At 57.4% G+C, this 22,109-nt stretch carries 18 protein-coding genes and 4 tRNA genes; 19 read left to right on the forward strand and 3 right to left on the reverse strand.

Annotated elements, in window-relative coordinates; genetic code table 11:
• Positions 1-2 precede the first annotated feature (2 nt).
• The 3 genes from KI614_RS01730 to lgt form a co-directional block, all read right to left on the reverse strand.
• On the reverse strand, positions 3-749 hold the full coding sequence (locus KI614_RS01730) for a hypothetical protein (protein ID WP_226407442.1): 747 nt from the start codon (positions 747-749) through the stop codon (positions 3-5).
• Between the two features lie 8 nt (positions 750-757).
• Positions 758-1,234: a VOC family protein gene (locus KI614_RS01735; RefSeq protein ID WP_203468420.1), complete on the reverse strand. Its 477-nt coding sequence runs from the start codon at positions 1,232-1,234 to the stop codon at positions 758-760.
• A 71-nt stretch (positions 1,235-1,305) separates the two neighbouring features.
• A complete protein-coding gene (gene lgt / locus KI614_RS01740) occupies positions 1,306-2,094 on the reverse strand; it encodes a prolipoprotein diacylglyceryl transferase (RefSeq protein WP_226407444.1) in 789 nt (262 codons plus the stop codon).
• An 87-nt stretch (positions 2,095-2,181) separates the two neighbouring features.
• Between lgt and ilvD the strand changes: the two genes are divergently transcribed.
• The 19 genes from ilvD to fusA all read left to right on the forward strand — a co-directional run bounded on the left by ilvD (position 2,182) and on the right by fusA (position 22,109).
• Complete coding sequence (gene ilvD, locus KI614_RS01745) at positions 2,182-4,038, forward strand: dihydroxy-acid dehydratase (RefSeq protein ID WP_226407445.1); 1,857 nt, start codon at positions 2,182-2,184, stop codon at positions 4,036-4,038.
• Positions 4,035-4,658 carry a LysE family transporter gene (locus tag KI614_RS01750; protein ID WP_226407446.1) on the forward strand — a complete coding sequence of 208 codons (624 nt, stop codon included), beginning with the start codon at positions 4,035-4,037 and terminating at the stop codon, positions 4,656-4,658. The genes ilvD and KI614_RS01750 overlap by 4 nt, the downstream gene beginning before the upstream one ends.
• Positions 4,659-4,781: 123 nt before the next feature.
• Complete coding sequence (locus KI614_RS01755) at positions 4,782-5,090, forward strand: c-type cytochrome (RefSeq protein ID WP_203468424.1); 309 nt, start codon at positions 4,782-4,784, stop codon at positions 5,088-5,090.
• A gap of 99 nt (positions 5,091-5,189) precedes the next feature.
• Positions 5,190-5,274 (forward strand) — tRNA-Tyr (locus KI614_RS01760).
• A 41-nt stretch (positions 5,275-5,315) separates the two neighbouring features.
• A tRNA-Gly gene (locus KI614_RS01765) sits at positions 5,316-5,389 on the forward strand.
• 30 nt (positions 5,390-5,419) lie between these two features.
• Positions 5,420-5,494 (forward strand) — tRNA-Thr (locus tag KI614_RS01770).
• 53 nt (positions 5,495-5,547) lie between these two features.
• A complete protein-coding gene (tuf, locus tag KI614_RS01775; RefSeq protein ID WP_226407447.1) occupies positions 5,548-6,738 on the forward strand; it encodes an elongation factor Tu in 1,191 nt (396 codons plus the stop codon).
• A 62-nt stretch (positions 6,739-6,800) separates the two neighbouring features.
• Positions 6,801-6,876, forward strand: a tRNA-Trp gene (locus tag KI614_RS01780).
• Between the two features lie 24 nt (positions 6,877-6,900).
• Positions 6,901-7,254, forward strand: a complete 354-nt coding sequence (gene secE / locus KI614_RS01785; RefSeq protein ID WP_226407448.1) for a preprotein translocase subunit SecE — start codon at positions 6,901-6,903, stop codon at positions 7,252-7,254.
• Positions 7,251-7,784: a transcription termination/antitermination protein NusG gene (nusG, locus tag KI614_RS01790; RefSeq protein ID WP_203468427.1), complete on the forward strand. Its 534-nt coding sequence runs from the start codon at positions 7,251-7,253 to the stop codon at positions 7,782-7,784. The genes secE and nusG overlap by 4 nt, the downstream gene beginning before the upstream one ends.
• A gap of 107 nt (positions 7,785-7,891) precedes the next feature.
• Positions 7,892-8,323 (forward strand): 50S ribosomal protein L11, encoded by a 432-nt coding sequence (gene rplK / locus KI614_RS01795; RefSeq protein WP_203468428.1) that lies wholly within the window; start codon positions 7,892-7,894, stop codon positions 8,321-8,323.
• A 2-nt stretch (positions 8,324-8,325) separates the two neighbouring features.
• Positions 8,326-9,021, forward strand: coding sequence for a 50S ribosomal protein L1 (rplA, locus tag KI614_RS01800; protein WP_226407449.1), 696 nt, complete (start codon positions 8,326-8,328; stop codon positions 9,019-9,021).
• 227 nt (positions 9,022-9,248) lie between these two features.
• Complete coding sequence (gene rplJ / locus KI614_RS01805; RefSeq protein WP_226407450.1) at positions 9,249-9,746, forward strand: 50S ribosomal protein L10; 498 nt, start codon at positions 9,249-9,251, stop codon at positions 9,744-9,746.
• A gap of 37 nt (positions 9,747-9,783) precedes the next feature.
• Complete coding sequence (gene rplL, locus KI614_RS01810) at positions 9,784-10,155, forward strand: 50S ribosomal protein L7/L12 (protein ID WP_226407451.1); 372 nt, start codon at positions 9,784-9,786, stop codon at positions 10,153-10,155.
• Between the two features lie 207 nt (positions 10,156-10,362).
• Positions 10,363-14,646 (forward strand): DNA-directed RNA polymerase subunit beta, encoded by a 4,284-nt coding sequence (gene rpoB, locus KI614_RS01815; RefSeq protein WP_226407452.1) that lies wholly within the window; start codon positions 10,363-10,365, stop codon positions 14,644-14,646.
• A 22-nt stretch (positions 14,647-14,668) separates the two neighbouring features.
• Entirely contained in the window at positions 14,669-18,880 is a 4,212-nt protein-coding gene (gene rpoC, locus KI614_RS01820) for a DNA-directed RNA polymerase subunit beta' (RefSeq protein ID WP_226407453.1), read from the forward strand.
• A 158-nt stretch (positions 18,881-19,038) separates the two neighbouring features.
• Positions 19,039-19,416 (forward strand): 30S ribosomal protein S12, encoded by a 378-nt coding sequence (gene rpsL / locus KI614_RS01825; protein WP_066879509.1) that lies wholly within the window; start codon positions 19,039-19,041, stop codon positions 19,414-19,416.
• 110 nt (positions 19,417-19,526) lie between these two features.
• On the forward strand, positions 19,527-19,997 hold the full coding sequence (rpsG, locus tag KI614_RS01830) for a 30S ribosomal protein S7 (RefSeq protein WP_226407454.1): 471 nt from the start codon (positions 19,527-19,529) through the stop codon (positions 19,995-19,997).
• A gap of 18 nt (positions 19,998-20,015) precedes the next feature.
• Positions 20,016-22,109: an elongation factor G gene (gene fusA, locus KI614_RS01835; RefSeq protein ID WP_226407456.1), complete on the forward strand. Its 2,094-nt coding sequence runs from the start codon at positions 20,016-20,018 to the stop codon at positions 22,107-22,109.

Here is a 22,109-nt window from a genome sequence, read left to right on the forward strand (position 1 = left end):
TTTCAGACGTCGACCGCGTCAATCGCCGTGTCGAGTGCGTGCAGTAGATCGAGGGTCGCTGCACGTGTCTGATCGTTGTCCAGATCGTTATGTTCGGTAACCAGGCGTAGCAGTTGGTGGCCCATTTGCACGATGCCCCACAGTTCGAGATGCTCTGCCTGCTGGATCAGGTCCTCGGTTTCTGTCTTCAGGGCATAGGCGTCGGGCGGTAAAGCCGAGAGCGCATCATGCAGGCGCTCGATCTTGTCGCGGGCTTCGCTGACAAAAAGCCGGTCAAGGATGGCCGAGCGGGTGTACACCGCCGCTACGGCACTGGCCTCGAGGCGTCCGGCGAAATGACTGGCGCGTTCCATGAAGGCGTCGTGCTCCAGTCCGCCGTAGTCGCCCAGGCACTCGATGCAGGCGCTCAGGGCGGCAATCGTGCGCAAGGGCGGCGTCGGGTCTTCAAGGCGGTCGCAGGCGCTGGCCAGAGCTTCGCTCAGGCGCAGAACGTTGGTGTCCTTGCTTTCGAGTGCGATTGCGAGCAGCGAGAAAATCGCTGAGCGGATGGCATCCATGTCGCCCGTGTGGCGCTCGGACCATGCGCTGCTCAGCCGTTTGCAGGCGGCTTGCCAGCGTTCGTTCAGGCCGGGGTCGAAGCGTGGCGGTTTCGGGCGGACAAGCAAGGGCAGGATGGCAGCCGTTGCATCCAGCGTCGGTGCCAGTGCTGCCCGTGTTTCCTCGAGACTGTCGTCCGGGTTGTCCGCCACGGTCTACCTTACTGGGCAGCCAGTTTTGCAAAAGCCGAAACGACTTCCGGCGGGGCTTGCACCAGTTCGATCAGCACGCCTTCGCCACCGATCGGGAATTCTTCGTTGCCCTTCGGATGCAGGAAAGTGATGTCAAAGCCGGCAGCGCCCTTGCGGATGCCGCCTGGGGCAAAACGCACGCCGTTGGCTGAAAGCCATTCGACCGCCTTGGGCAGGTCATCGATCCACAGGCCAACGTGGTTGAGCGGTGTGGTGTGTACGGCGGGTTTCTTTTCCGGGTCGAGCGGCTGCATCAGGTCGACTTCAACCTTGAACGGGCCGGTACCCATGGCGCAGATGTCTTCGTCCACATTTTCACGTTCGGAGACGAAGGTGCTGGTGATTTCGAGGCCGAATTTCTCGACCCACAGGGTGCGCAGCTTTTCCTTGGATGGGCCGCCGATGGCGATTTGCTGAATACCGAGAACCTTGAAGGGACGTTGCATGAGCGTGATTCCTGTCGTTGATTAAGCGAGGTAATTCATAATTATAAAGCCTTCGCAGGATGCTTGCGCCCTCAGGCGCGTCGGCGGTAGGCGTTCCAAAGCAGTAGCAGGCCGACGGCCAGCATCGGCAACGACAACCACTGGCCCATGCTGATGGTGTAGGACTGGCCAAAGATGCCGGCATCCGGTTCGCGGAAGTATTCGGTAATGAAACGGAAAAAACCGTAGCCGGCCAGTCCTGCGCCGGTCAGGGCGCCGCGTGGCCGCTCGTGCCGGGCAAAGACCCACAGGATAATGAACAGTGCCAGGCCTTCCAGGCCCACGTGATAAAGCTGCGAGGGATGGCGGGCCTGCAGGTCGCCGGATTGCGGAAAGGCCATGGCCCACAGCAGGCTTGGGTCGGCCACCCGGCCCCAAAGCTCGCCGTTGATGAAGTTGCCGATGCGCCCCGCAGCGAGACCGAGCGGGACGAGGGGCGCGACGAAGTCGGTCACGGCCAGCCAGGCCAGTGAATTTTTGCGGGCCCATAAGCCCAGGGCGATGACGACGCCGAGGAAGCCTCCGTGAAAACTCATGCCGCCTTTCCAGACGGCGATGATTTCAAGCGGGTGTGAAAAATAGTAACCCGGCTCGTAAAACAGGACTTGTCCGAGCCTGCCTCCCAGAATGACACCGAGCATGCCGTAGAAAAGCAGGTCGTCGAGCTGGTCGACCGTGAGAATCGAGCGACGGGTGCCGATTCGGTAGCGACCGAGCAAAATAAATTGAACGAAGGCGACGAGGTACATCAAACCGTACCAGCGTACCGAGAGCGGCCCAAGCGAAAAAGCGACGGGGTCGAACTGGGGATGGAGAAGCATCGAAGGCGCAGAGTGGGCTAGAATTAGCTGATTATAGTTCGCGCGCCATGACATCGAGTCAGCGCACAGTTTTAGACGGAGAGATTCATGCCCCAGTATCGTTCCCGCACTTCCACCCACGGCCGCAACATGGCTGGTGCCCGCTCGCTGTGGCGCGCAACCGGCATGAAGGATGGCGACTTCGGCAAGCCGATCATTGCCGTGGTCAACAGCTTCACCCAGTTCGTTCCGGGTCACGTCCATCTGAAGGATATGGGGCAGCTGGTGGCCCGCGAAATCGAAGCAGCGGGCGGTGTTGCCAAGGAATTCAATACCATCGCAATCGACGATGGTATCGCCATGGGGCATAGCGGCATGCTTTACTCGCTGCCGAGCCGCGATTTGATCGCCGACTCGGTCGAGTACATGGTTAACGCCCACTGCGCCGATGCGATGGTCTGCATCTCCAACTGCGACAAGATTACCCCGGGCATGTTGATGGCCGCCATGCGCCTCAATATCCCGGTGATTTTCGTGTCCGGCGGCCCGATGGAAGCCGGCAAGACCAAGCTGCAGGGTCAGGTGGTCCACCTTGATCTGGTCGATGCCATGGTCAAGGCGGCCGATAGCTCCGTTTCCCAGGCCGATCTGGATGAGATTGAGCGCTCTGCTTGCCCGACTTGCGGTTCGTGCTCCGGCATGTTTACTGCCAATTCGATGAATTGCCTGACCGAGGCCCTGGGCTTCAGCCTGCCGGGCAACGGCACGGTGGTCGCTACCCATGCGGATCGCAAGCAACTGTTCCTGCGGGCCGGTCGTCAGATTGTCGAGTTGTGCAAGCGTTACTACGAACAGGATGATGCTTCGGTCCTGCCGCGTTCGATTGCCCCGAAGGCCGCCTTTGAGAATGCCATGACCCTTGATGTGGCGATGGGCGGGTCGACCAACACCGTGCTGCACATCCTGGCTGCAGCACAGGAAGCAGGCGTCGATTTCACGATGGCCGACATCGATCGCATTTCCCGCTCTGTGCCTTGCTTGTGCAAGGTCGCGCCGATGACTGACAAATACCATATTGAAGATGTGCATCGGGCCGGTGGCATCATGGGGATTCTCGGTGAGCTCGACCGTGCCGGCCTGATTCATCGTGATGTGCCGAATGTCCATGCGCGTACGCTGGGTGAAGCGATTGATCGTTGGGATGTCGTGCGCGAACACGATGTCAAGGTGCATGAGTTTTTCAAGGCTGCGCCAGGTGGCGTCCCTACCCAGACGGCTTTTTCGCAGGATCGTCGCTTCAACGAGCTGGACCTGGACCGGACCAAGGGTTGTATCCGCAACAAGGCCAATGCCTATTCGCAAGACGGCGGCCTGGCGGTGCTCTACGGCAATATTGCAGCGGACGGTTGTATCGTGAAAACAGCTGGGGTCGATGAGTCGATCTGGAAGTTCAATGGTCGGGCACGGGTCTTTGAAAGTCAGGATGCCGCGGTCGACAACATTCTGGCCGGCAAAGTGGTGGCAGGTGACGTTGTCGTCATTCGTTATGAAGGCCCCAAAGGGGGGCCGGGCATGCAGGAAATGCTTTATCCGACTTCCTATCTGAAGTCGATGGGCTTGGGCAAGGAATGTGCATTGCTCACTGATGGTCGTTTTTCCGGCGGTACGTCAGGTCTGTCGATTGGCCATGCTTCGCCAGAAGCGGCGGATGGCGGTGCGATTGGCCTGGTCGAGGAGGGTGATCGCATCGAGATCGATATTCCAAACCGGCGTATTCAGTTGCTCGTTTCTGATGGCGAGTTGGCCGGGCGTCGTGCAGCCATGGAAGCCAAGGGCGAAGCCGCCTGGAAGCCGGCGGATCGCCAGCGCGTTGTATCAGCTGCGTTGCAGGCGTATGCGTTGATGGCAACCTCGGCCGACAAGGGTGCGGTGCGTGATGTAAAGCAGATTCAGCGCCGGAAGTGACTTTTACTGTCTGGATCGGCTTTTTGCTGGCGGCGATACTGATCGCCGTCACGCCCGGCCCTGGTGCGGTTATCAGCATGAGTACGGGAATGCTTCTGGGGTATCGGCGGGCGCTGCTTGTGATTATGGGTTTGCAGGTAGCGATCTTGACGCACATTGCAGTCATCGCTGTTGGTGTGGGTGCGCTGCTGGCAGGTTCGGAGCTGGCGTTCGGGCTGGTCAAGAGTGTCGGGGCGGGCTATCTCGTTTGGCTAGGTGTGCAGAAATGGCGCGCACCGCCAACGCCGGTCGGTCAAATGGCGCAGTCTGTTCGGGGTGACAAGCTCTTCTTGCAGGGCTTGCTGGTCAATTTGACCAACCCGAAAGCGGTTATTTTTGTCGGAGCACTGGTTCCCCAGTTTATTGATCCGGCGAGTGCCCAGTTGCCCCAGTATCTGACGATTGCAGCGACCCTGTGCCTGACTGATATTCTTGTGATGTCGGCTTATGCCATCGCGGCGGCCAGGCTGGGTGGCTGGATGCAGGATCCCGGGGCGCTGCGGCACCAGAACCGGCTGTTTGGTGCGTTATTTGTTTGTGCGGGAGGCTTGCTGGCTTTTGCTTCCCGTGTGACAAGATGACTTGGCGCTTGCTGCAAGGAATGCCGGAGTGTTTACTTTTCCCGTGGTCACCGTTTGCGTGCGACGAAAAAGGGTCTTATCATCTGTCGCTGATGTGTCCCTAACCCGTAATGGAGCGAGATAATGAAAGCTGTTTATGTTGCCATGATGGCTGCTGCAGGTATCGTGATGGCCGGCCAGGCCCAGGCTGATGAAGCCCTTGCCAAGGCCAAGAACTGCATGGCCTGCCACACCATCGACAAAAAAGTAGTTGGCCCGGCTTATAAGGATGTGGCTGCAAAGTACAAGGGTGATGCCAAGGCTCCGGCCATGCTTGCCGCAAAGGTCAAGGCTGGTGGCAAGGGCGCCTGGGGCGAAATCCCGATGCCGCCGAACAACGTTACCGATGACGAAGCCAAGAAACTGGTTGCCTGGATTCTGGCCCAGAAGTAATTCGCTGGCCGCAGTACAAAAAAGCCGACTTAGGTCGGCTTTTTCTTTGTCAGGGTGTTGACAGTTTGTTTTAGAGTGTGGATAATCCTGCGTTCTCCCGGAGGGGTACCCAAGCGGTCAACGGGAACAGACTGTAAATCTGTCGGCTCTGCCTTCGAAGGTTCGAATCCTTCCCCCTCCACCAGATTTAATGCTGTAGCGGCCTGTGCTGCGGGCAAGGGTTAAGCGGGTGTAGCTCAATGGTAGAGCTGAAGCCTTCCAAGCTTAAGACGAGGGTTCGATTCCCTTCACCCGCTCCACGACGCGGTACGGCTGAAGTTTTAAGGTAGGCCCATGTGGCTCAGTGGTAGAGCACTCCCTTGGTAAGGGAGAGGTCGGCAGTTCGATCCTGCCCATGGGCACCACCGATTAGCTTGGATTCTGGCTTTTTTGCTTATTTGATTATTGAGGAACTGGAATGGCTAAGGAAAAATTCAACCGTACCAAGCCGCACGTAAACGTCGGCACCATCGGTCACGTTGACCACGGCAAGACCACGCTGACTGCTGCCATCACGACCGTGCTGGCTGCCAAGTTCGGTGGTGCTGCCAAGGCGTATGACCAGATTGACGCAGCGCCGGAAGAAAAGGCTCGTGGTATCACGATCAATACCGCGCACGTCGAATACGAAACCGCCAATCGTCACTACGCCCACGTTGATTGCCCGGGTCACGCTGACTACGTCAAGAACATGATTACCGGTGCTGCCCAGATGGACGGCGCGATTCTGGTTTGTTCCGCTGCTGACGGCCCGATGCCGCAGACCCGCGAACACATCCTGCTTGCTCGCCAGGTTGGTGTGCCGTACGTTCTGGTGTACATGAACAAGTGCGACATGGTTGACGACGCCGAGTTGCTCGAGCTGGTTGAAATGGAACTGCGCGAGCTGCTGTCCAAGTATGACTTCCCTGGCGACGACACCCCGATCGTTCACGGTTCCGCACTGAAGGCCCTTGAAGGCGACCAGTCCGAAATCGGCGAGCCGTCGATCTTCCGCCTGGCTGATGCGCTGGACTCCTACATCCCGACGCCTGAGCGCGCTGTTGATCAGCCGTTCCTGATGCCGGTTGAAGACGTCTTCTCGATCTCTGGTCGCGGTACCGTTGTGACCGGTCGTATCGAACGCGGTGTGGTCAAGGTTGGCGAAGAAATCGAAATCGTCGGTATTCGCCCGACCGTCAAGACCATCTGTACCGGTGTTGAAATGTTCCGCAAGCTGCTTGACCAGGGTCAGGCTGGCGACAACGTTGGCGCGCTGCTGCGCGGCACCAAGCGTGAAGACGTTGAGCGTGGTCAGGTTTTGTGCAAGCCGGGTTCTGTGAAGCCGCACACCCACTTCTCCTCCGAAGTGTACATTCTGTCCAAGGATGAAGGTGGTCGTCACACCCCGTTCTTCAACGGTTATCGTCCGCAGTTCTATTTCCGCACGACCGACGTGACCGGTGCAATCGATCTGCCGGAAGGCGTCGAGATGGTTATGCCTGGCGACAACATCGCCATGACCATCAAGTTGATCGCTCCGATCGCTATGGAAGAAGGTCTGCGCTTCGCCATCCGTGAAGGCGGTCGTACCGTCGGCGCTGGTGTCGTTGCCAAAATCATCGAGTAATCGAAAGTAGTTTTGTAGTTAGGGCGCCGCGGGCAACCGGGGCGCCTTGATGTTTCTGCCGCAGGGGTGTAGCTCAATTGGTAGAGCGCCGGTTTCCAAAACCGAAGGTCGGGGGTTCGATTCCCTCCGCCCCTGCCACTCTCTTTAAAGATCGCGAACGTCATGGCTGACAAGGTCAAGTTCACGCTGGCACTGCTGGTTCTGGTGTCTGGTGTGGCTGGTTTTTACCTGCTATCCGAGCAGGCAATGATTTTGCGTGTCCTGGCGGTTCTCGTCGGGTTTGCGCTTGCGGTGACTGTGGCTTGGAAAACTGAGCCGGGTCAGCGCTTTTTTGCGTTTGCAAATGAAGCGGTGATTGAGGCCAAGAAGGTTGTTTGGCCGACCCGCAAGGAAACCGTTCAAACCACTGCTGCAGTTTTTGCGTTTGTTGTGGTTATGGCGATTTTCCTTTATTTGACCGATAAGAGCCTTGAGTGGCTTCTTTACGATATCGTGCTGGGCTGGAAGAAATCATGAGCAAACGCTGGTACGTCGTACATGCCTATTCCGGCTTCGAGAAAAGTGTAATGCGCGCCATCATGGAGCGTATTACGCGTTTGGGAATGGAAGAAAAATTCGGTCGCATTCTGGTGCCGGTCGAAGAAGTGGTTGAAATGAAGGGTGGTCAGAAGGCTATTTCCGAGCGTAAATTTTTCCCGGGCTATGTCCTGTGCGAAATGGAAATGGATGACGACTCTTGGCATCTCGTCAAGAACACGCCGAAAGTAACGGGTTTTGTTGGTGGTACAGCAAATCGCCCGACGCCGATTTCTGAAAAGGAAGTCGAAAAAATCATGCAGCAAATGCAAGAGGGCGTTGAGAAGCCGCGTCCGAAAGTGCTGTTTGAAGTTGGCGAGGTGGTTCGTGTCAAGGAAGGTCCATTTACCGACTTTCATGGTGCTGTCGAAGACGTCAATTACGAAAAAAATCGCCTGCGTGTTTCTGTGACCATCTTCGGTCGTGCAACGCCGGTTGAGTTGGAATTTGCCCAGGTCGAAAAAGCCTGAGCTTGAGTTTCAAGGGTTAGTCGAAAGCCCGTTTTTTCGGCAAGAGGAGTGTTGGTAAGGTGGTTTCTGCCTGAAGACGCGTTAATACTCATCATTGAGGAGCTACTATGGCCAAGAAAATTATTGGCTACATCAAATTGCAAGTGCCAGCCGGCAAAGCAAATCCGTCACCCCCGATTGGTCCTGCACTGGGTCAGCGCGGTCTGAACATCATGGAGTTCTGCAAGGCATTCAATGCCCAGACTCAAGGTGTTGAGCCGGGTCTGCCGATTCCGGTTGTGATCACCGCGTTTGCCGACAAGTCTTTCACTTTTGTGATGAAGACTCCGCCGGCAACGATTCTGATCAAGAAGGCTGCTGGTATCAAGTCCGGTTCAGCCAAGCCGCACACCGACAAGGTTGGCAAAATCACCCGTGCCCAGGCTGAAGACATCGCCAAGGCCAAGTTGCCCGACCTGACTGCCTCCGACATGGATGCGGCGGTGCGTACGATTGCTGGTTCCGCCCGCTCGATGGGTATCACCGTAGAGGGTCTGTAATCATGGCTAAGCTCACCAAGAAACAAAAGGCCCTGCAGGGCAAGATCGTTGCCCAGAAGCCTTACCCGGTTCAGGAAGCCCTGGTCCTGGCCAAGGAAACCGCAACTGCCAAATTCGACGAGTCGATCGACGTTGCTGTGAACCTGGGTGTTGATGCACGTAAATCCGACCAGGTCGTGCGTGGTTCCGTCGTTCTGCCTGCCGGTACCGGCAAGTCGGTTCGCGTTGCTGTTTTCGCCCAGGGTGAAAAAGCTGAAGCTGCCAAAGCTGCTGGTGCCGAAGTCGTCGGTTTCGACGATCTGGCTGCCGACATCAAGGCTGGCAAGATGGATTTCGACATCGTTATCGCTACGCCGGATGCCATGCGCATCGTTGGTCAGCTCGGTCAGATCCTTGGTCCGCGCGGCCTGATGCCTAATCCGAAGGTCGGTACCGTGACGATGGATGTCACCACCGCCGTCAAGAACGCCAAGGCTGGTCAGGTGCAGTATCGCACCGACAAGGCCGGCATCATCCACGCTACCATCGGTCGCGCCTCCTTTGCTGTTGAAGATCTCGAGCGCAACCTGAAGGCACTGGTTGAAGCCCTGACGAAGGCCAAGCCGGCCTCCTCCAAGGGTCAATACCTGCGCAAGGTGGCCGTTGCTTCCACAATGGGCCCCGGCGTTCGCGTCGATCAGTCCACGCTGGCTGGCTAAAAGTACTTTGGGCCGCTGATTCCTGTTTCGGCAGGGTCGGCGGATCGTCAAAGACCGCAGGCGCCCCGGTTTCCGGTGCTTAATCGCGAAAGCAACCTGCGCAGACGGTGTCCCAGAACAAGATTTTCTGCTGAGTGAAAACACAAGGCATAGCTTCTGGTTCAGGTCGCCGTAGGTGCGGCGGGAATTTTTCCCGTCGTGTTATGACTTGAAAGGAGGAAAGACCTGTGGGTCTCAATCTGAACGACAAAAAAGCGGTTGTAGCTGAGGTGTCGGCACAAGTGGCCAACGCACAGACCATCGTGATTGCCGAATACCGTGGTATCGAGGTCACCGACCTCACCGTACTGCGTAAGAAGGCACGCGAATCTGGCGTTTACCTGCGTGTGTTGAAGAATACCTTGGTACGTCGCGCGGTCGCGGACACTTCGTTCGCTGGCCTGGCTGACCAAATGGTCGGGCCGCTGATTTACAGCGTCTCCACCGACCCGGTCGCTGCCGCGAAGGTTCTCAACGACTTCGCAAAAACCAACGACAAGCTCGTGCTGAAGGCTGGCTCTTACGCCGGTCAGGTGCTCGACAAGGCTGGTGTGCAGGCGCTTGCGTCCGTCCCGAGCCGCGAAGAGCTGCTCTCCAAGCTGCTGTACGTCATGCAAGCTCCGGTTGCCGGCTTTGTCCGCGGCCTGGCCGCACTGGCTGCACAGCGCGAAGAAGCCACTGCTTAACCGTACCGCTTACGAACTGATTTAGGAGTTATTTGAAATGGCAATTAGCAAAGAAGACATTCTGGAAGCCGTTGGCGCCCTGACCGTTATGGAACTGAACGACCTGGTTAAGGCGTTCGAAGAGAAGTTTGGCGTTTCCGCCGCTGCTGTCGCCGTTGCCGGCCCGGCTGGCGCTGGTGCTGCTGCTGCTGAAGAGCAGACTGAATTCACCGTCATGCTGACGGGCGCTGGTGACAAGAAGGTTGAAGTCATCAAGGTCGTTCGTGCAGTGACCGGCCTGGGCCTCAAGGAAGCCAAGGATCTGGTTGATGGCGCTCCGAAGGCTGTTAAGGAAGGTGTTTCCAAGGCTGATGCTGAAGCCCTCAAGAAGCAACTTGAAGACGCAGGCGCCAAGGTCGAAGTTAAGTAATCGACTGAGTGCGAGTGGGCTGGCGGCGATGTCGCCAGCCCTTTTGTGCTTTGTATGACAGGCCTGACAGAACCCAGCAACGAACTTGAATAACGCCAACCGGCAAACGCAAACCGTGCTCTCCTTATCCCAACCAGGGAGGCGAGCCTGTTTGCGTTTGCCTGTTTCGACAGGTTCAACCTTTGATTTTTTCCTTCCGGAGTTACCATGACTTACTCCTTCACCGAGAAGAAACGCATCCGTAAAAGTTTCGCCAAGCGCGCCAATGTGCTCGACGTACCTTTCCTGCTTGCGACCCAGCTCGAGTCCTTCACTGCTTTCCTGCAAGCCGACGTGCCCGCCGAAAAGCGCAAGAACGAGGGCCTGCAGGCTGCGTTTACCTCGATTTTCCCGATCGTTTCCCATTCTGGTAATGCCCGCCTCGAATTCGTCAGCTTCATGCTCGGCGAGCCGGCGTTCGACGTTACTGAATGTCACCAGCGCGGCCTGACCTACGCCTCGTCGCTGCGCGCCAAAGTGCGCTTGGTCATCATGGACCGCGAAGCACCGGATACCGTGAAGGAAGTGAAGGAGCAGGAAGTGTACATGGGCGAAATTCCGCTCATGACCACGAATGGCTCTTTCGTGATCAACGGTACGGAACGCGTTATCGTTTCTCAGTTGCATCGTTCGCCAGGCGTGTTCTTCGAGCACGACCGGGGCAAGACGCACAGTTCCGGCAAGCTGCTTTTCTCTGCTCGGATCATCCCGTATCGCGGTTCGTGGCTGGACTTCGAATTCGACCCGAAGGACACGCTGTTCTTCCGTGTTGACCGTCGTCGCAAGATGCCGGTGACCACGCTGCTCAAGGCCATCGGCATGAGCTCGGAAGAAATTCTTGATCAATTCTTTGATTTTGACACCTTCCTGCTCGGCAAAGAGAAGGTTGAGTTCACGCTCGTTCCTGAGCGTCTGCGTGGCGAAATCGCCCGCTTCGATTTCGTCGCTCCGGATGGCAAGGTCATTGTCGCCAAGGACAAGCGGATTACCGCCAAGCACATCCGTGATATCGCTGCAGCAGGTCTGAACCAGATCGCCGTCCCGGAAGAGTTCATTCTTGGTCGCGTCATCGCCAAGAACATCATCGACAAGGCAACCGGCGAGGTTGTTGCCAATGCCAATGATGAAATCACCGAAACGCTGTTGGCCAATCTGCGCGAAGCAGATATCACCACGCTTGAGACGCTCTACACAAACGAGCTCGACCGCGGTGCATTCATTTCCAACACCTTGCGTGCCGACGAAACGGCTTCCCGCCAGGCTGCCCGCGTGGCCATCTACCGCATGATGCGCCCGGGTGAGCCGCCGACCGAAGAGTCTGTCGAAATCCTCTTCAACGGCTTGTTCTACTCTGACGAACGCTACGACCTCTCCGGCGTTGGCCGGATGAAGTTCAATCGTCGCCTGTCGCGTCAGGATGTGACCGAGTTCAAGGTCATGGTCAAGAGTCTGGCCTCCAAGGCTGAAGCTGCGTTGAAGAATCTGGCCGAAGGCTCGGGTTTCTCGTTGCCGGCGATCCAGGATCTGGTCAGCCTGATGCCGTATGGTGCTCGTGCACTGTGCGAAAACATGACCGAAGCCGATGCCAATGCACTGGCCGCCAAGATCAAGCCGCTCGGTGCCAATGCCGAAGTTCGCGAGCAACTGACGTTGTCGCCGCGCGATATCGTTGAAGTCATCAAGATTCTGGTCGAACTGCGCAATGGCCGTGGTGAAATCGACGACATCGACCACCTTGGCAACCGTCGTGTTCGTTCCGTTGGCGAACTGGCTGAAAACCAGTTCCGTGCCGGTCTGGTTCGCGTTGAGCGCGCCGTCAAGGAGCGTCTGTCGCAAGCTGAGTCCGACAACCTGATGCCGCACGACCTGATCAATGCCAAGCCGATCAGTGCTGCGATCAAGGAATTCTTTGGCTCCAGCCAGTTGTCGCAGTTTATGGACCAGACCAACCCGCTGTCGGAAATCACGCACAAGCGTCGTGTTTCCGCACTTGGCCCGGGCGGTTTGACCCGTGAGCGTGCCGGCTTCGAAGTGCGCGACGTGCATCCGACCCACTACGGTCGTGTTTGCCCGATCGAAACGCCGGAAGGTCCGAACATCGGTCTGATCAATTCGCTGGCTCTCTTTGCACGCGTCAATGATTACGGCTTCATCGAAACGGCTTACCGCAAGGTGGTCGATTCCAAGGTAACCAACGAAATCGAGTATCTCTCGGCAATTGAAGAAGGTAACTACGTGGTTGCCCAGGCCAATGCTGGTCTCGATGATGCTGGCTGCCTGAGCGACGACCTGGTGACTTGCCGTGAAAAGGGTGAAACCATCCTGGCCGAACCGTCACGCGTCCAGTACATGGACGTTGCACCGGGTCAGATCGTTTCCGTTGCTGCCTCGCTGATTCCGTTCCTTGAACACGATGACGCGAACCGCGCATTGATGGGCGCCAACATGCAGCGTCAGGCTGTTCCTTGCCTGCGTCCGGAAAAGGCGCTGGTTGGTACCGGCATTGAACGCACTGTCGCGGTCGACTCCGGTACGGCCGTCGTTGCCCGCCGTGGCGGTATGGTTGATTACGTTGATGCCGGCCGTGTTGTGGTCCGCGTGAACGACAACGAAACCGTTGCCGGCGAAGTCGGTGTCGATATCTACAATCTGGTCAAGTACACCCGTTCCAACCAGAACACCAACATCAACCAGCGTCCGCTGGTTCGCGTCGGCGACAAGATCGCTCGTGGCGATGTTGTGGCTGATGGCGCATCGACCGACAAGGGCGAACTCGCTCTGGGTCAGAACATGCTGATCGCCTTCATGCCGTGGAACGGCTACAACTTCGAAGACTCGATTCTGATCTCCGAACGCGTCGTTGCCGAAGACCGCTACACCTCGATCCACATCGAGGAACTGACGGTTGTTGCGCGCGACACGAAGCTTGGTCCTGAAGAAATTACCCGCGACATCGCTTCTCTTGGCGAAACCCAGCTTTCCCGCCTGGATGAGTCCGGCATCGTCTACATCGGTGCCGAAGTGGTTGCTGCTGACGTGCTGGTTGGCAAGGTTACGCCGAAGGGCGAAACCCAGCTGACACCAGAAGAAAAGCTGCTGCGTGCCATTTTCGGCGAAAAGGCTTCCGACGTTAAGGACACCTCGCTGCGTGTGCCGTCAGGTATCGCCGGGACCGTTATCGACGTTCAGGTGTTCACCCGCGAAGGCATCGAGCGCGACAAGCGTGCCCAGTCGATCATCGACGAGCACCTGCGTCACTACAAGCTCGACTTGGCTGACCAGATGCGTATCGTCGAGCGCGATGCGTTCGAGCGTGTCGGTCGTCTGATCGTTGGCAAGAAGGCCAATGGCGGCCCGAAGAAATTGGCCAAGGGTTCCTTGATCGAGCAGTCCTACTTGGATGGCATGGACCCGCATCACTGGTTCGATATCCGCGTTGCTGACGAAGAAGTTGCCCAGCAACTCGAGCAGGTCAAGGAAGGTCTCGAGCAAGCTCGCAAGGACTTCGATATTGCTTTCGAAGGCAAGCGCAAGAAGCTGACCCAGGGTGACGAACTGCCGCCGGGCGTCCAGAAGATGGTCAAGGTCTATGTCGCCGTCAAGCGTCGCCTGCAGCCTGGTGACAAGATGGCCGGTCGTCACGGTAACAAGGGTGTTGTTTCCCGCATCCTGCCGGTCGAAGATATGCCGCACATGGAAGATGGCAGCCCGGTCGATATCGTGTTGAACCCGCTTGGTGTGCCGTCCCGGATGAACGTCGGTCAGATTCTCGAAGTTCACCTCGGTCTTGCCGCCAAGGGTCTTGGCCACAAGATTGGCGCCATGTTGCGTGCTCAGGCGACCGCCAAGGAACTGCGTCCGTTCCTCGATCAGATCTACAACGCCAGCGGCAAGGCTGAAAATCTTGAAGAGCTGACGGATGGTGAAATCGTCGAAATGGCCGGTAACCTGACGTCAGGCGTGCCGTTCGCAACGCCGGTTTTCGATGGCGCAAAGGATAGCGAAATCAAGGCCATGCTGGCTTTGGCTGGTATGCCTTCGTCCGGTCAGATGACCCTGTTTGATGGTCGTACCGGCGAAGCATTCGAGCGCCAGGTGACGGTTGGTTACATGCACTACCTGAAGCTGCATCACTTGGTCGATGACAAGATGCATGCTCGTTCGACCGGCCCGTACTCGCTGGTTACCCAGCAGCCGCTGGGCGGCAAGGCGCAGTTCGGTGGTCAGCGCTTCGGTGAAATGGAAGTGTGGGCACTCGAAGCCTACGGTGCATCTTATGTGCTGCAGGAAATGTTGACCGTGAAGTCCGACGACGTGAATGGCCGTACCAAGGTGTACGAAAACATCGTCAAGGGCGAGCACAAGATCGAAGCCGGCATGCCGGAATCCTTCAATGTGCTGGTCAAGGAAATTCGTTCGCTGGCGATCGATATCGATCTGGAACGTTACTGATTCAGGGCTTAGGAGTTAAACGATGAAAGCATTGCTCGATCTATTCAAGCAGGTAACCGCCGAAGAGGAATTCGACGCGATTACCATTGGTCTCGCCTCGCCCGAAAAGATCCGTTCCTGGTCGTATGGCGAAGTCAAGAAGCCGGAAACGATCAATTACCGCACCTTCAAACCGGAGCGCGATGGTCTGTTCTGCGCCAAGATCTTTGGCCCGATCAAGGATTATGAGTGCCTGTGCGGCAAGTACAAGCGCCTCAAGCATCGTGGTGTGATCTGCGAGAAGTGCGGCGTTGAAGTCACGCTGGCCAAAGTTCGCCGTGACCGCATGGGTCACATCGAACTGGCCTCGCCGACCGCTCACATCTGGTTCCTGAAGTCCCTGCCATCCCGTCTCGGCATGGTGCTCGACATGACGCTGCGCGATATCGAACGCGTCCTGTACTTCGAAGCCTATGTGGTTTGCGATCCTGGTATGGTGAGCAGCCTCCAGCGCGCCCAGTTGCTGACCGAAGAGCAGTATCTGGACATGATGGAAGAGCATGGCGACGAATTCCAGGCGCTGATGGGCGCTGAAGGTATTCGCGAATTGCTGCGCAATCTGGACGTGCCGAGCGAAGTTGAATCGCTCCGTGCCGAACTGGAAGTGACCGGTTCCGAAGCCAAGAACAAGAAGCTGGCCAAGCGTCTGAAGATTCTCGAAGGTTTCATGAAGTCGGGCATCAAGCCGGACTGGATGATCCTCGAAGTCCTGCCGGTGCTGCCGCCGGACCTGCGTCCGCTGGTTCCGCTCGACGGTGGTCGCTTCGCCACCTCCGACCTGAACGACCTGTATCGCCGTGTGATCAACCGGAACAATCGTCTCAAGCGCCTGCTTGAGCTGAAGGCTCCGGAAATCATCGTGCGTAACGAAAAGCGCATGCTGCAGGAATCGGTCGACTCGCTGCTCGACAACGGTCGTCGCGGCAAGGCCATGACCGGCGCCAACAAGCGTCCGCTCAAGTCGCTGGCCGACATGATCAAGGGCAAGGGCGGTCGTTTCCGTCAGAACTTGCTGGGTAAGCGCGTCGACTACTCTGGCCGTTCGGTCATTGTGGTTGGTCCGCAACTCAAGCTGCATCAATGCGGCCTGCCTAAGTTGATGGCGCTGGAATTGTTCAAGCCCTTCATCTTCCACAAGCTCGAAGTGCTCGGCTACGCCACCACCATCAAGCAAGCCAAGAAGATGGTCGAAGGTCAGGAACCGGTGGTGTGGGACATCCTTGAAGATGTCATCCGTGAACATCCGGTCATGCTGAACCGTGCGCCGACCCTGCACCGCCTCGGTATCCAGGCATTCGAACCGACCCTGATCGAAGGCAAGGCCATCCAGCTGCACCCGCTGGTTTGTGCGGCATTCAATGCCGACTTCGACGGTGACCAGATGGCTGTTCACGTGCCGCTGTCGCTCGAAGCGCAGATGGAAGCCCGCACCCTGATGCTGGCCTCGAACAACGTGCTGTCGCCAGCCAACGGCCAGCCGATCATCGTGCCGTCGCAGGACATCGTGTTGGGTCTGTACTACGCCACCCGCGAGAAGATCAACGGCAAGGGCGAGGGCATGTACTTCGCCGATACCAACGAAATCGAACGCGCCATGGCGGCCAAGGAGCTGGACGTTCATTCGCGCATCTCCGTGCGTTTGCCGCAATACGAGATTTCTGCGGTCGACGGCGAATGGGAAGAGAAAATCGTCCGGATCGAAACCACGGCCGGTCGTGCCCTGTTGTCCAAGATTCTGCCGAAGGGTCTGCCTTTCAAGGTGTTGGACCGTGCGCTGAAGAAGAAGGAAATCTCCAAGCTGATCGACGAGTCCTTCCGTCGTTGCGGCCTGAAGGAAACCGTCGTCTTCGCCGACAAGCTGATGCAGAACGGTTACGCACTCGCAACGCGCGCCGGTATCTCCTTCTGCTCGGACGACATGCTCGTTCCGGCCAAGAAGCACGAGATCATTGCTGCCGCCGAAGCGGAAGTGAAAGAAATCGAAATCCAGTACACCAACGGTCTGGTAACCAACGGCGAACGCTATAACAAGGTCGTTGATATCTGGGGTCGTACCGGTGACCAGGTCGCCAAGGTCATGATGGACGAACTTGGTCACGAAGAAACGATCGATCGCCACGGCAAGAAGGTCAAGCAGGATTCGTTCAATTCGATCTACATGATGGCCGACTCCGGCGCGCGCGGTTCCGCAGCCCAGATTCGTCAGCTGGCCGGTATGCGCGGCCTGATGGCTAAGCCGGATGGCTCGATTATCGAAACGCCAATCACGACCAACTTCCGCGAAGGTCTGAACGTTCTCCAGTACTTCATCTCGACCCACGGTGCTCGTAAGGGTCTGGCCGATACGGCACTGAAGACTGCTAACTCCGGCTACTTGACCCGCCGTCTGGTCGACGTGACCCAGGACTTGGTCATTACCGAAGATGATTGCGGTACGACCAACGGCTTTGCCGTCAAGGCGCTGGTTGAAGGCGGTGAGGTTATCGAACCGTTGCGCGAGCGTATTCTCGGTCGTGTCACGGTCGACGACCTGATTGACCCGGAAACGCAGGAAACCGTCATTTTCGGCGGCACCATGCTCGACGAAGACCTGGTTGATCTGATCGACAAGCTCGGTATCGATGAAGTTAAGGTTCGCACCCCGCTGACCTGTGACACGCGTTATGGCCTGTGTGCCCAGTGTTATGGTCGTGACCTTGGTCGCGGCACGATGGTCAATGCCGGTGAAGCTGTCGGCGTCATTGCCGCCCAGTCGATCGGTGAGCCGGGCACCCAGCTGACCATGCGTACCTTCCACGTCGGTGGCGCGGCATCCCGTGCGGCTGTTGCCTCGCAGGTTGAGTCCAAGTCGGCAGGTACCGTTCGCTTTACTGCCAACATGCGCTATGTCACCAGCGCCAAGGGCGAGAAGGTTGTCATTTCCCGCTCGGGCGAAGTGTTGATCACCGACGACCATGGTCGTGAGCGTGAGCGTCACAAGGTACCGTACGGTGCAACGCTGGCGGCGGATGACGGCAAGTCCGTCAAGGCCGGTGCCAAGCTCGCTACCTGGGATCCGCACACCCGTCCGATCGTCACCGAATACGCCGGTATCGTGCGTTTCGAAAATGTCGAAGAAGGCGTGACTGTTGCCAAGCAGGTCGACGATGTGACCGGTTTGTCCACGCTCGTCGTGATCGACAACAAGCGCGGCGGCAAGGCTGCCACCAAGGGTATCCGCCCGGTCGTCAAGCTGCTTGATCAGAACGGTCAGGAGGTCAAGATTGCCGGTAGTGATCACCCGGTTTCCATCGCCTTCCAGGTCGGTTCGATTATTTCCGTGCTCGACGGCCAGCAAGTTGGTGTGGGCGATGTGCTTGCCCGTATGCCGCAGGAGTCTGCCAAGACCCGCGACATTACCGGCGGTCTGCCGCGCGTTGCCGAACTGTTTGAAGCCCGTACGCCGAAGGACGCTTCGGTTCTGGCCGAAGTCACTGGCACGATCAGCTTCGGTAAGGACACCAAGGGCAAGCAGCGTCTGGTGATCACCGATCTTGAGGGCGTGCAGCACGAAAACCTCATCTCCAAGGACAAGCATGTCCTGGTGCACGATGGTCAAGTGGTGAACAAGGGTGAAAAGGTCGTCGAAGGTGCACCGGATCCGCACGACATCCTGCGTCTGCAGGGTATCGAGGCGCTGGCCCGCTATATTACCGACGAAGTTCAGGACGTCTACCGTCTGCAAGGCGTGAAGATCAACGACAAGCACATTGAAGTGATTGTTCGCCAGATGCTGCGCCGCGTGACCATCGTTGAGCCGGGTGATACCAAGTTCATCAAGTCCGAACAGGTTGAACGCGCCGAGCTGCTGGCCGAAAACGACCGGGCCAATGCCGAAGGTCGTTTGCCGGCTACGTTCGACAACATGCTGCTGGGTATTACCAAGGCCTCGTTGTCGACCGACTCGTTCATCTCGGCCGCTTCCTTCCAGGAAACGACGCGTGTTCTCACCGAGGCTGCCATCATGGGCAAGCGCGACGAACTGCGTGGTCTCAAGGAAAACGTTATCGTCGGGCGTCTCATCCCGGCTGGTACCGGTCTGGCTTACCACCGCAGCCGCAAGGCTCAAGCTGCCGGTGGCAACGCATCTGTATCGTCTGTCAGTGAAGTGCCGGCAGTCGAAACTGTTGTACAGGACGCTGATCAGGCATCCTGATGCGGTACCCGACCCCCGCGTCTCGTTGACATGGGGGTTGATCAACCATAAAATCTATGGTCTTTGTCGGCAGAGGCTAATCATTGTCTCTGCTTTGGATAACAAAATAGCCGTCGCGCACCGCTAGTCCGGTGCCCGGCCGTTGAAGGAAGTTTGATATGCCGACCATCAACCAGCTCGTGCGCAAGCCGCGTGTGGCCGAGGTTACCAAGAGCAAGGTTCCCGCTCTTGAGAAATGCCCGCAAAAGCGTGGTGTCTGCACCCGCGTTTATACGACGACCCCGAAGAAGCCAAACTCCGCTCTGCGTAAGGTTTGCAAGGTTCGTTTGACCAATGGCTTTGAAGTCATCTCCTATATCGGTGGTGAAGGCCATAACCTGCAGGAACACTCTGTGGTCCTGATTCGTGGTGGTCGTGTCAAGGATTTGCCTGGTGTGCGTTACCACACCGTGCGTGGCTCCCTGGATACCCAGGGTGTCAAGGATCGTAAGCAGTCCCGTTCCAAGTACGGGGCCAAGCGTCCGAAGGCAGCCTGATCCATTAGGTTGCTTAAGTAAGTGGCCGTCCCCTTGGGCGGTCGGGAGAGGCCGGGAGGGTGAAACCCTAGCCCGGCTTTTCAACTGAATCGTGTTTATTTGAGGTCAATATGCCCCGTCGTCGTGAAGTACCAAAGCGTGACATCCTGCCGGATCCGAAGTTCGGTAGCGTTGAAGTTTCCAAGTTCGTTAATGCCATCATGCAAAGCGGCAAGAAGTCTGTTGCCGAGCGCATCGTGTACGGCGCCTTCGAGATCATCACCACCAAGGGTGGCAAGGATCCGCTCGAAGTTTTTGGTTCTGCCATGGGTAACGTCAAGCCGATGGTCGAAGTGAAGTCCCGTCGCGTTGGTGGTGCCAACTACCAGGTGCCGGTTGAAGTTCGTCCGGCTCGTCGCGCCGCGCTGGCTATGCGCTGGCTGCGTGAGTCTGCCCGCAAGCGTTCGGAAAAGTCCATGGGGCAGCGTCTGGCTGCCGAGATGATGGAAGCTGCTGAAAATCGCGGCGGCGCTGTCAAGAAGCGTGACGAAGTGCACCGCATGGCTGAAGCCAACAAGGCTTTTGCTCACTTCCGCTTCTAATTTTCAAAGGTACCTATCGTGGCACGTAAAACACCCATCGAGCGCTACCGCAATATCGGTATCAGCGCCCACATCGACGCCGGTAAAACGACGACGACCGAACGCATCCTCTATTACACCGGTGTTAATCACAAGATCGGTGAAGTTCATGACGGCGCCGCCACCATGGACTGGATGGAGCAGGAGCAAGAGCGCGGTATTACCATTACCTCGGCTGCGACCACCTGTTTCTGGAGCGGGATGGACAAGCAGTTCCCATCGCACCATATCAACATCATCGACACCCCGGGTCACGTTGACTTCACTATCGAAGTTGAGCGTTCCATGCGTGTTCTGGATGCTGCCTGTATGGTGTATTGCGCCGTGGGTGGCGTGCAGCCGCAGTCTGAAACTGTTTGGCGTCAAGCCAACAAGTACGGCGTGCCGCGTCTGGCCTTCGTGAACAAGATGGACCGCTCCGGCGCCAACTTCTTCCGCGTCGTCGAGCAGCTCAAGTTGCGCCTCAAGGCCAATCCGGTGCCAATCGTCATTCCTATTGGTGCTGAAGACAAGTTCGAAGGCGTGGTTGACCTCGTTCGTATGAAGGCGATCTACTGGGACGAAGCTTCCCAGGGTATGAAATATGACGCCCGTGATATCCCGGCTGACCTGGCTGACGATGCTCAGACCTGGCGCGAGCAGATGGTTGAAGCTGCGGCCGAGGCCTCTGAAGAGCTGATGAACAAGTACCTGGAAGAGGGTGAGTTGTCGGAGGCCGACATCATTCTTGGTCTGCGTATGCGTACCCTGGCTTGCGAGATCCAGCCGATGCTGTGCGGTACTGCCTTCAAGAACAAGGGTGTGCAGCGCATGCTTGACGCCGTGATCGAGCTGCTCCCGTCGCCGGTTGATATTCCGCCGGTCAAGGGTATTCTCGAGAACGAAACGGAAGGCGAGCGTCGTGCCGCTGATGACGAAGCGTTTTCCGCTTTGGCATTCAAGATCATGACCGACCCGTTCGTCGGTCAGTTGATCTTCTTCCGCGTTTATTCCGGCGTTGTTAACTCTGGCGATACCATTTACAACCCGGTCAAGGGTCGTAAGGAGCGTCTGGGTCGCATCCTGCAGATGCACGCCAATCAACGTGAAGAAATCAAGGAAGTGCGCGCTGGTGACATCGCCGCTGCCGTGGGCCTGAAAGAAGCGACCACCGGCGATACGCTGTGTGATCCGCAAAAGGTCATTACCCTGGAGCGCATGGTTTTCCCGGAGCCGGTGATTCACGTTGCCGTCGAGCCGAAGACCAAGGCTGACCAGGAAAAGATGGGTCTGGCACTGGGTCGTCTGGCTCAGGAAGATCCGTCCTTCCGCGTCCGTACCGATGAAGAGTCCGGTCAGACCATCATTTCCGGTATGGGCGAACTGCACCTGGAAATTATTGTCGATCGCATGCGTCGTGAATTCAACGTTGAAGCATCTGTCGGCGCGCCGCAGGTTGCTTACCGTGAATGCATCAAGAAGGCTGTCGAGCAAGAAGGCAAGTTCGTCAAGCAGTCGGGTGGTCGCGGTCAATTCGGTCACGTCTGGCTCAAGATCGAGCCGAACGAAGCTGGCAAGGGTTACGAATTCGTCGATGCCATCAAGGGTGGCGTGGTTCCACGCGAATTCATCCCGGCAGTCGACAAGGGTCTGCGCGATGCAGTGACCAGTGGCGTTCTGGCTGGCTTCCCGGTGGTTGACGTCAAGTTCACGCTGTTTGACGGTTCGTACCACGACGTTGACTCGAACGAAAACGCGTTCCGCATGGCCGCTTCCATGGCTTTCAAGGAAGGCATGAAGAAGGCTAGCCCGACGCTGCTCGAGCCGATGATGGCTGTCGAAGTCGAAACGCCGGAAGATTACATGGGTAACGTGATGGGCGATCTGTCGTCGCGTCGCGGCATCGTTCAGGGCATGGAAGATCAGGTTGGCGGCATCAAGCTCGTCAAGGCTGAAGTCCCGCTGTCCGAGATGTTCGGTTACTCGACCTCCCTGCGCTCCCTGTCGCAAGGTCGTGCTACCTACTCGATGGAATTCAAACACTACACCGAAGCGCCGAAGAACGTCGCCGAGGCTGTCATTAACAAGAAGTAA

Source organism: Dechloromonas denitrificans (genome assembly GCF_020510665.1).
Lineage (GTDB): Bacteria > Pseudomonadota > Gammaproteobacteria > Burkholderiales > Rhodocyclaceae > Azonexus > Azonexus denitrificans_B.

What these genes read in the sequence shown, in the direction of transcription:
- KI614_RS01735 (WP_203468420.1), bottom strand. Translation starts at nt 1,234, where the DNA reads ATGCAACGTCCCTTCAAGGTTCTCGGTATTCAGCAAATCGCCATCGGC.
- lgt (WP_226407444.1), bottom strand. Translation starts at nt 2,094, where the DNA reads ATGCTTCTCCATCCCCAGTTCGACCCCGTCGCTTTTTCGCTTGGGCCG.
- ilvD (WP_226407445.1), top strand. Translation starts at nt 2,182, where the DNA reads ATGCCCCAGTATCGTTCCCGCACTTCCACCCACGGCCGCAACATGGCT.
- KI614_RS01755 (WP_203468424.1), top strand. Translation starts at nt 4,782, where the DNA reads ATGAAAGCTGTTTATGTTGCCATGATGGCTGCTGCAGGTATCGTGATG.
- tuf (WP_226407447.1), top strand. Translation starts at nt 5,548, where the DNA reads ATGGCTAAGGAAAAATTCAACCGTACCAAGCCGCACGTAAACGTCGGC.
- secE (WP_226407448.1), top strand. Translation starts at nt 6,901, where the DNA reads ATGGCTGACAAGGTCAAGTTCACGCTGGCACTGCTGGTTCTGGTGTCT.
- nusG (WP_203468427.1), top strand. Translation starts at nt 7,251, where the DNA reads ATGAGCAAACGCTGGTACGTCGTACATGCCTATTCCGGCTTCGAGAAA.
- rplK (WP_203468428.1), top strand. Translation starts at nt 7,892, where the DNA reads ATGGCCAAGAAAATTATTGGCTACATCAAATTGCAAGTGCCAGCCGGC.
- rplA (WP_226407449.1), top strand. Translation starts at nt 8,326, where the DNA reads ATGGCTAAGCTCACCAAGAAACAAAAGGCCCTGCAGGGCAAGATCGTT.
- rplL (WP_226407451.1), top strand. Translation starts at nt 9,784, where the DNA reads ATGGCAATTAGCAAAGAAGACATTCTGGAAGCCGTTGGCGCCCTGACC.
- rpoB (WP_226407452.1), top strand. Translation starts at nt 10,363, where the DNA reads ATGACTTACTCCTTCACCGAGAAGAAACGCATCCGTAAAAGTTTCGCC.
- rpoC (WP_226407453.1), top strand. Translation starts at nt 14,669, where the DNA reads ATGAAAGCATTGCTCGATCTATTCAAGCAGGTAACCGCCGAAGAGGAA.
- rpsL (WP_066879509.1), top strand. Translation starts at nt 19,039, where the DNA reads ATGCCGACCATCAACCAGCTCGTGCGCAAGCCGCGTGTGGCCGAGGTT.
- rpsG (WP_226407454.1), top strand. Translation starts at nt 19,527, where the DNA reads ATGCCCCGTCGTCGTGAAGTACCAAAGCGTGACATCCTGCCGGATCCG.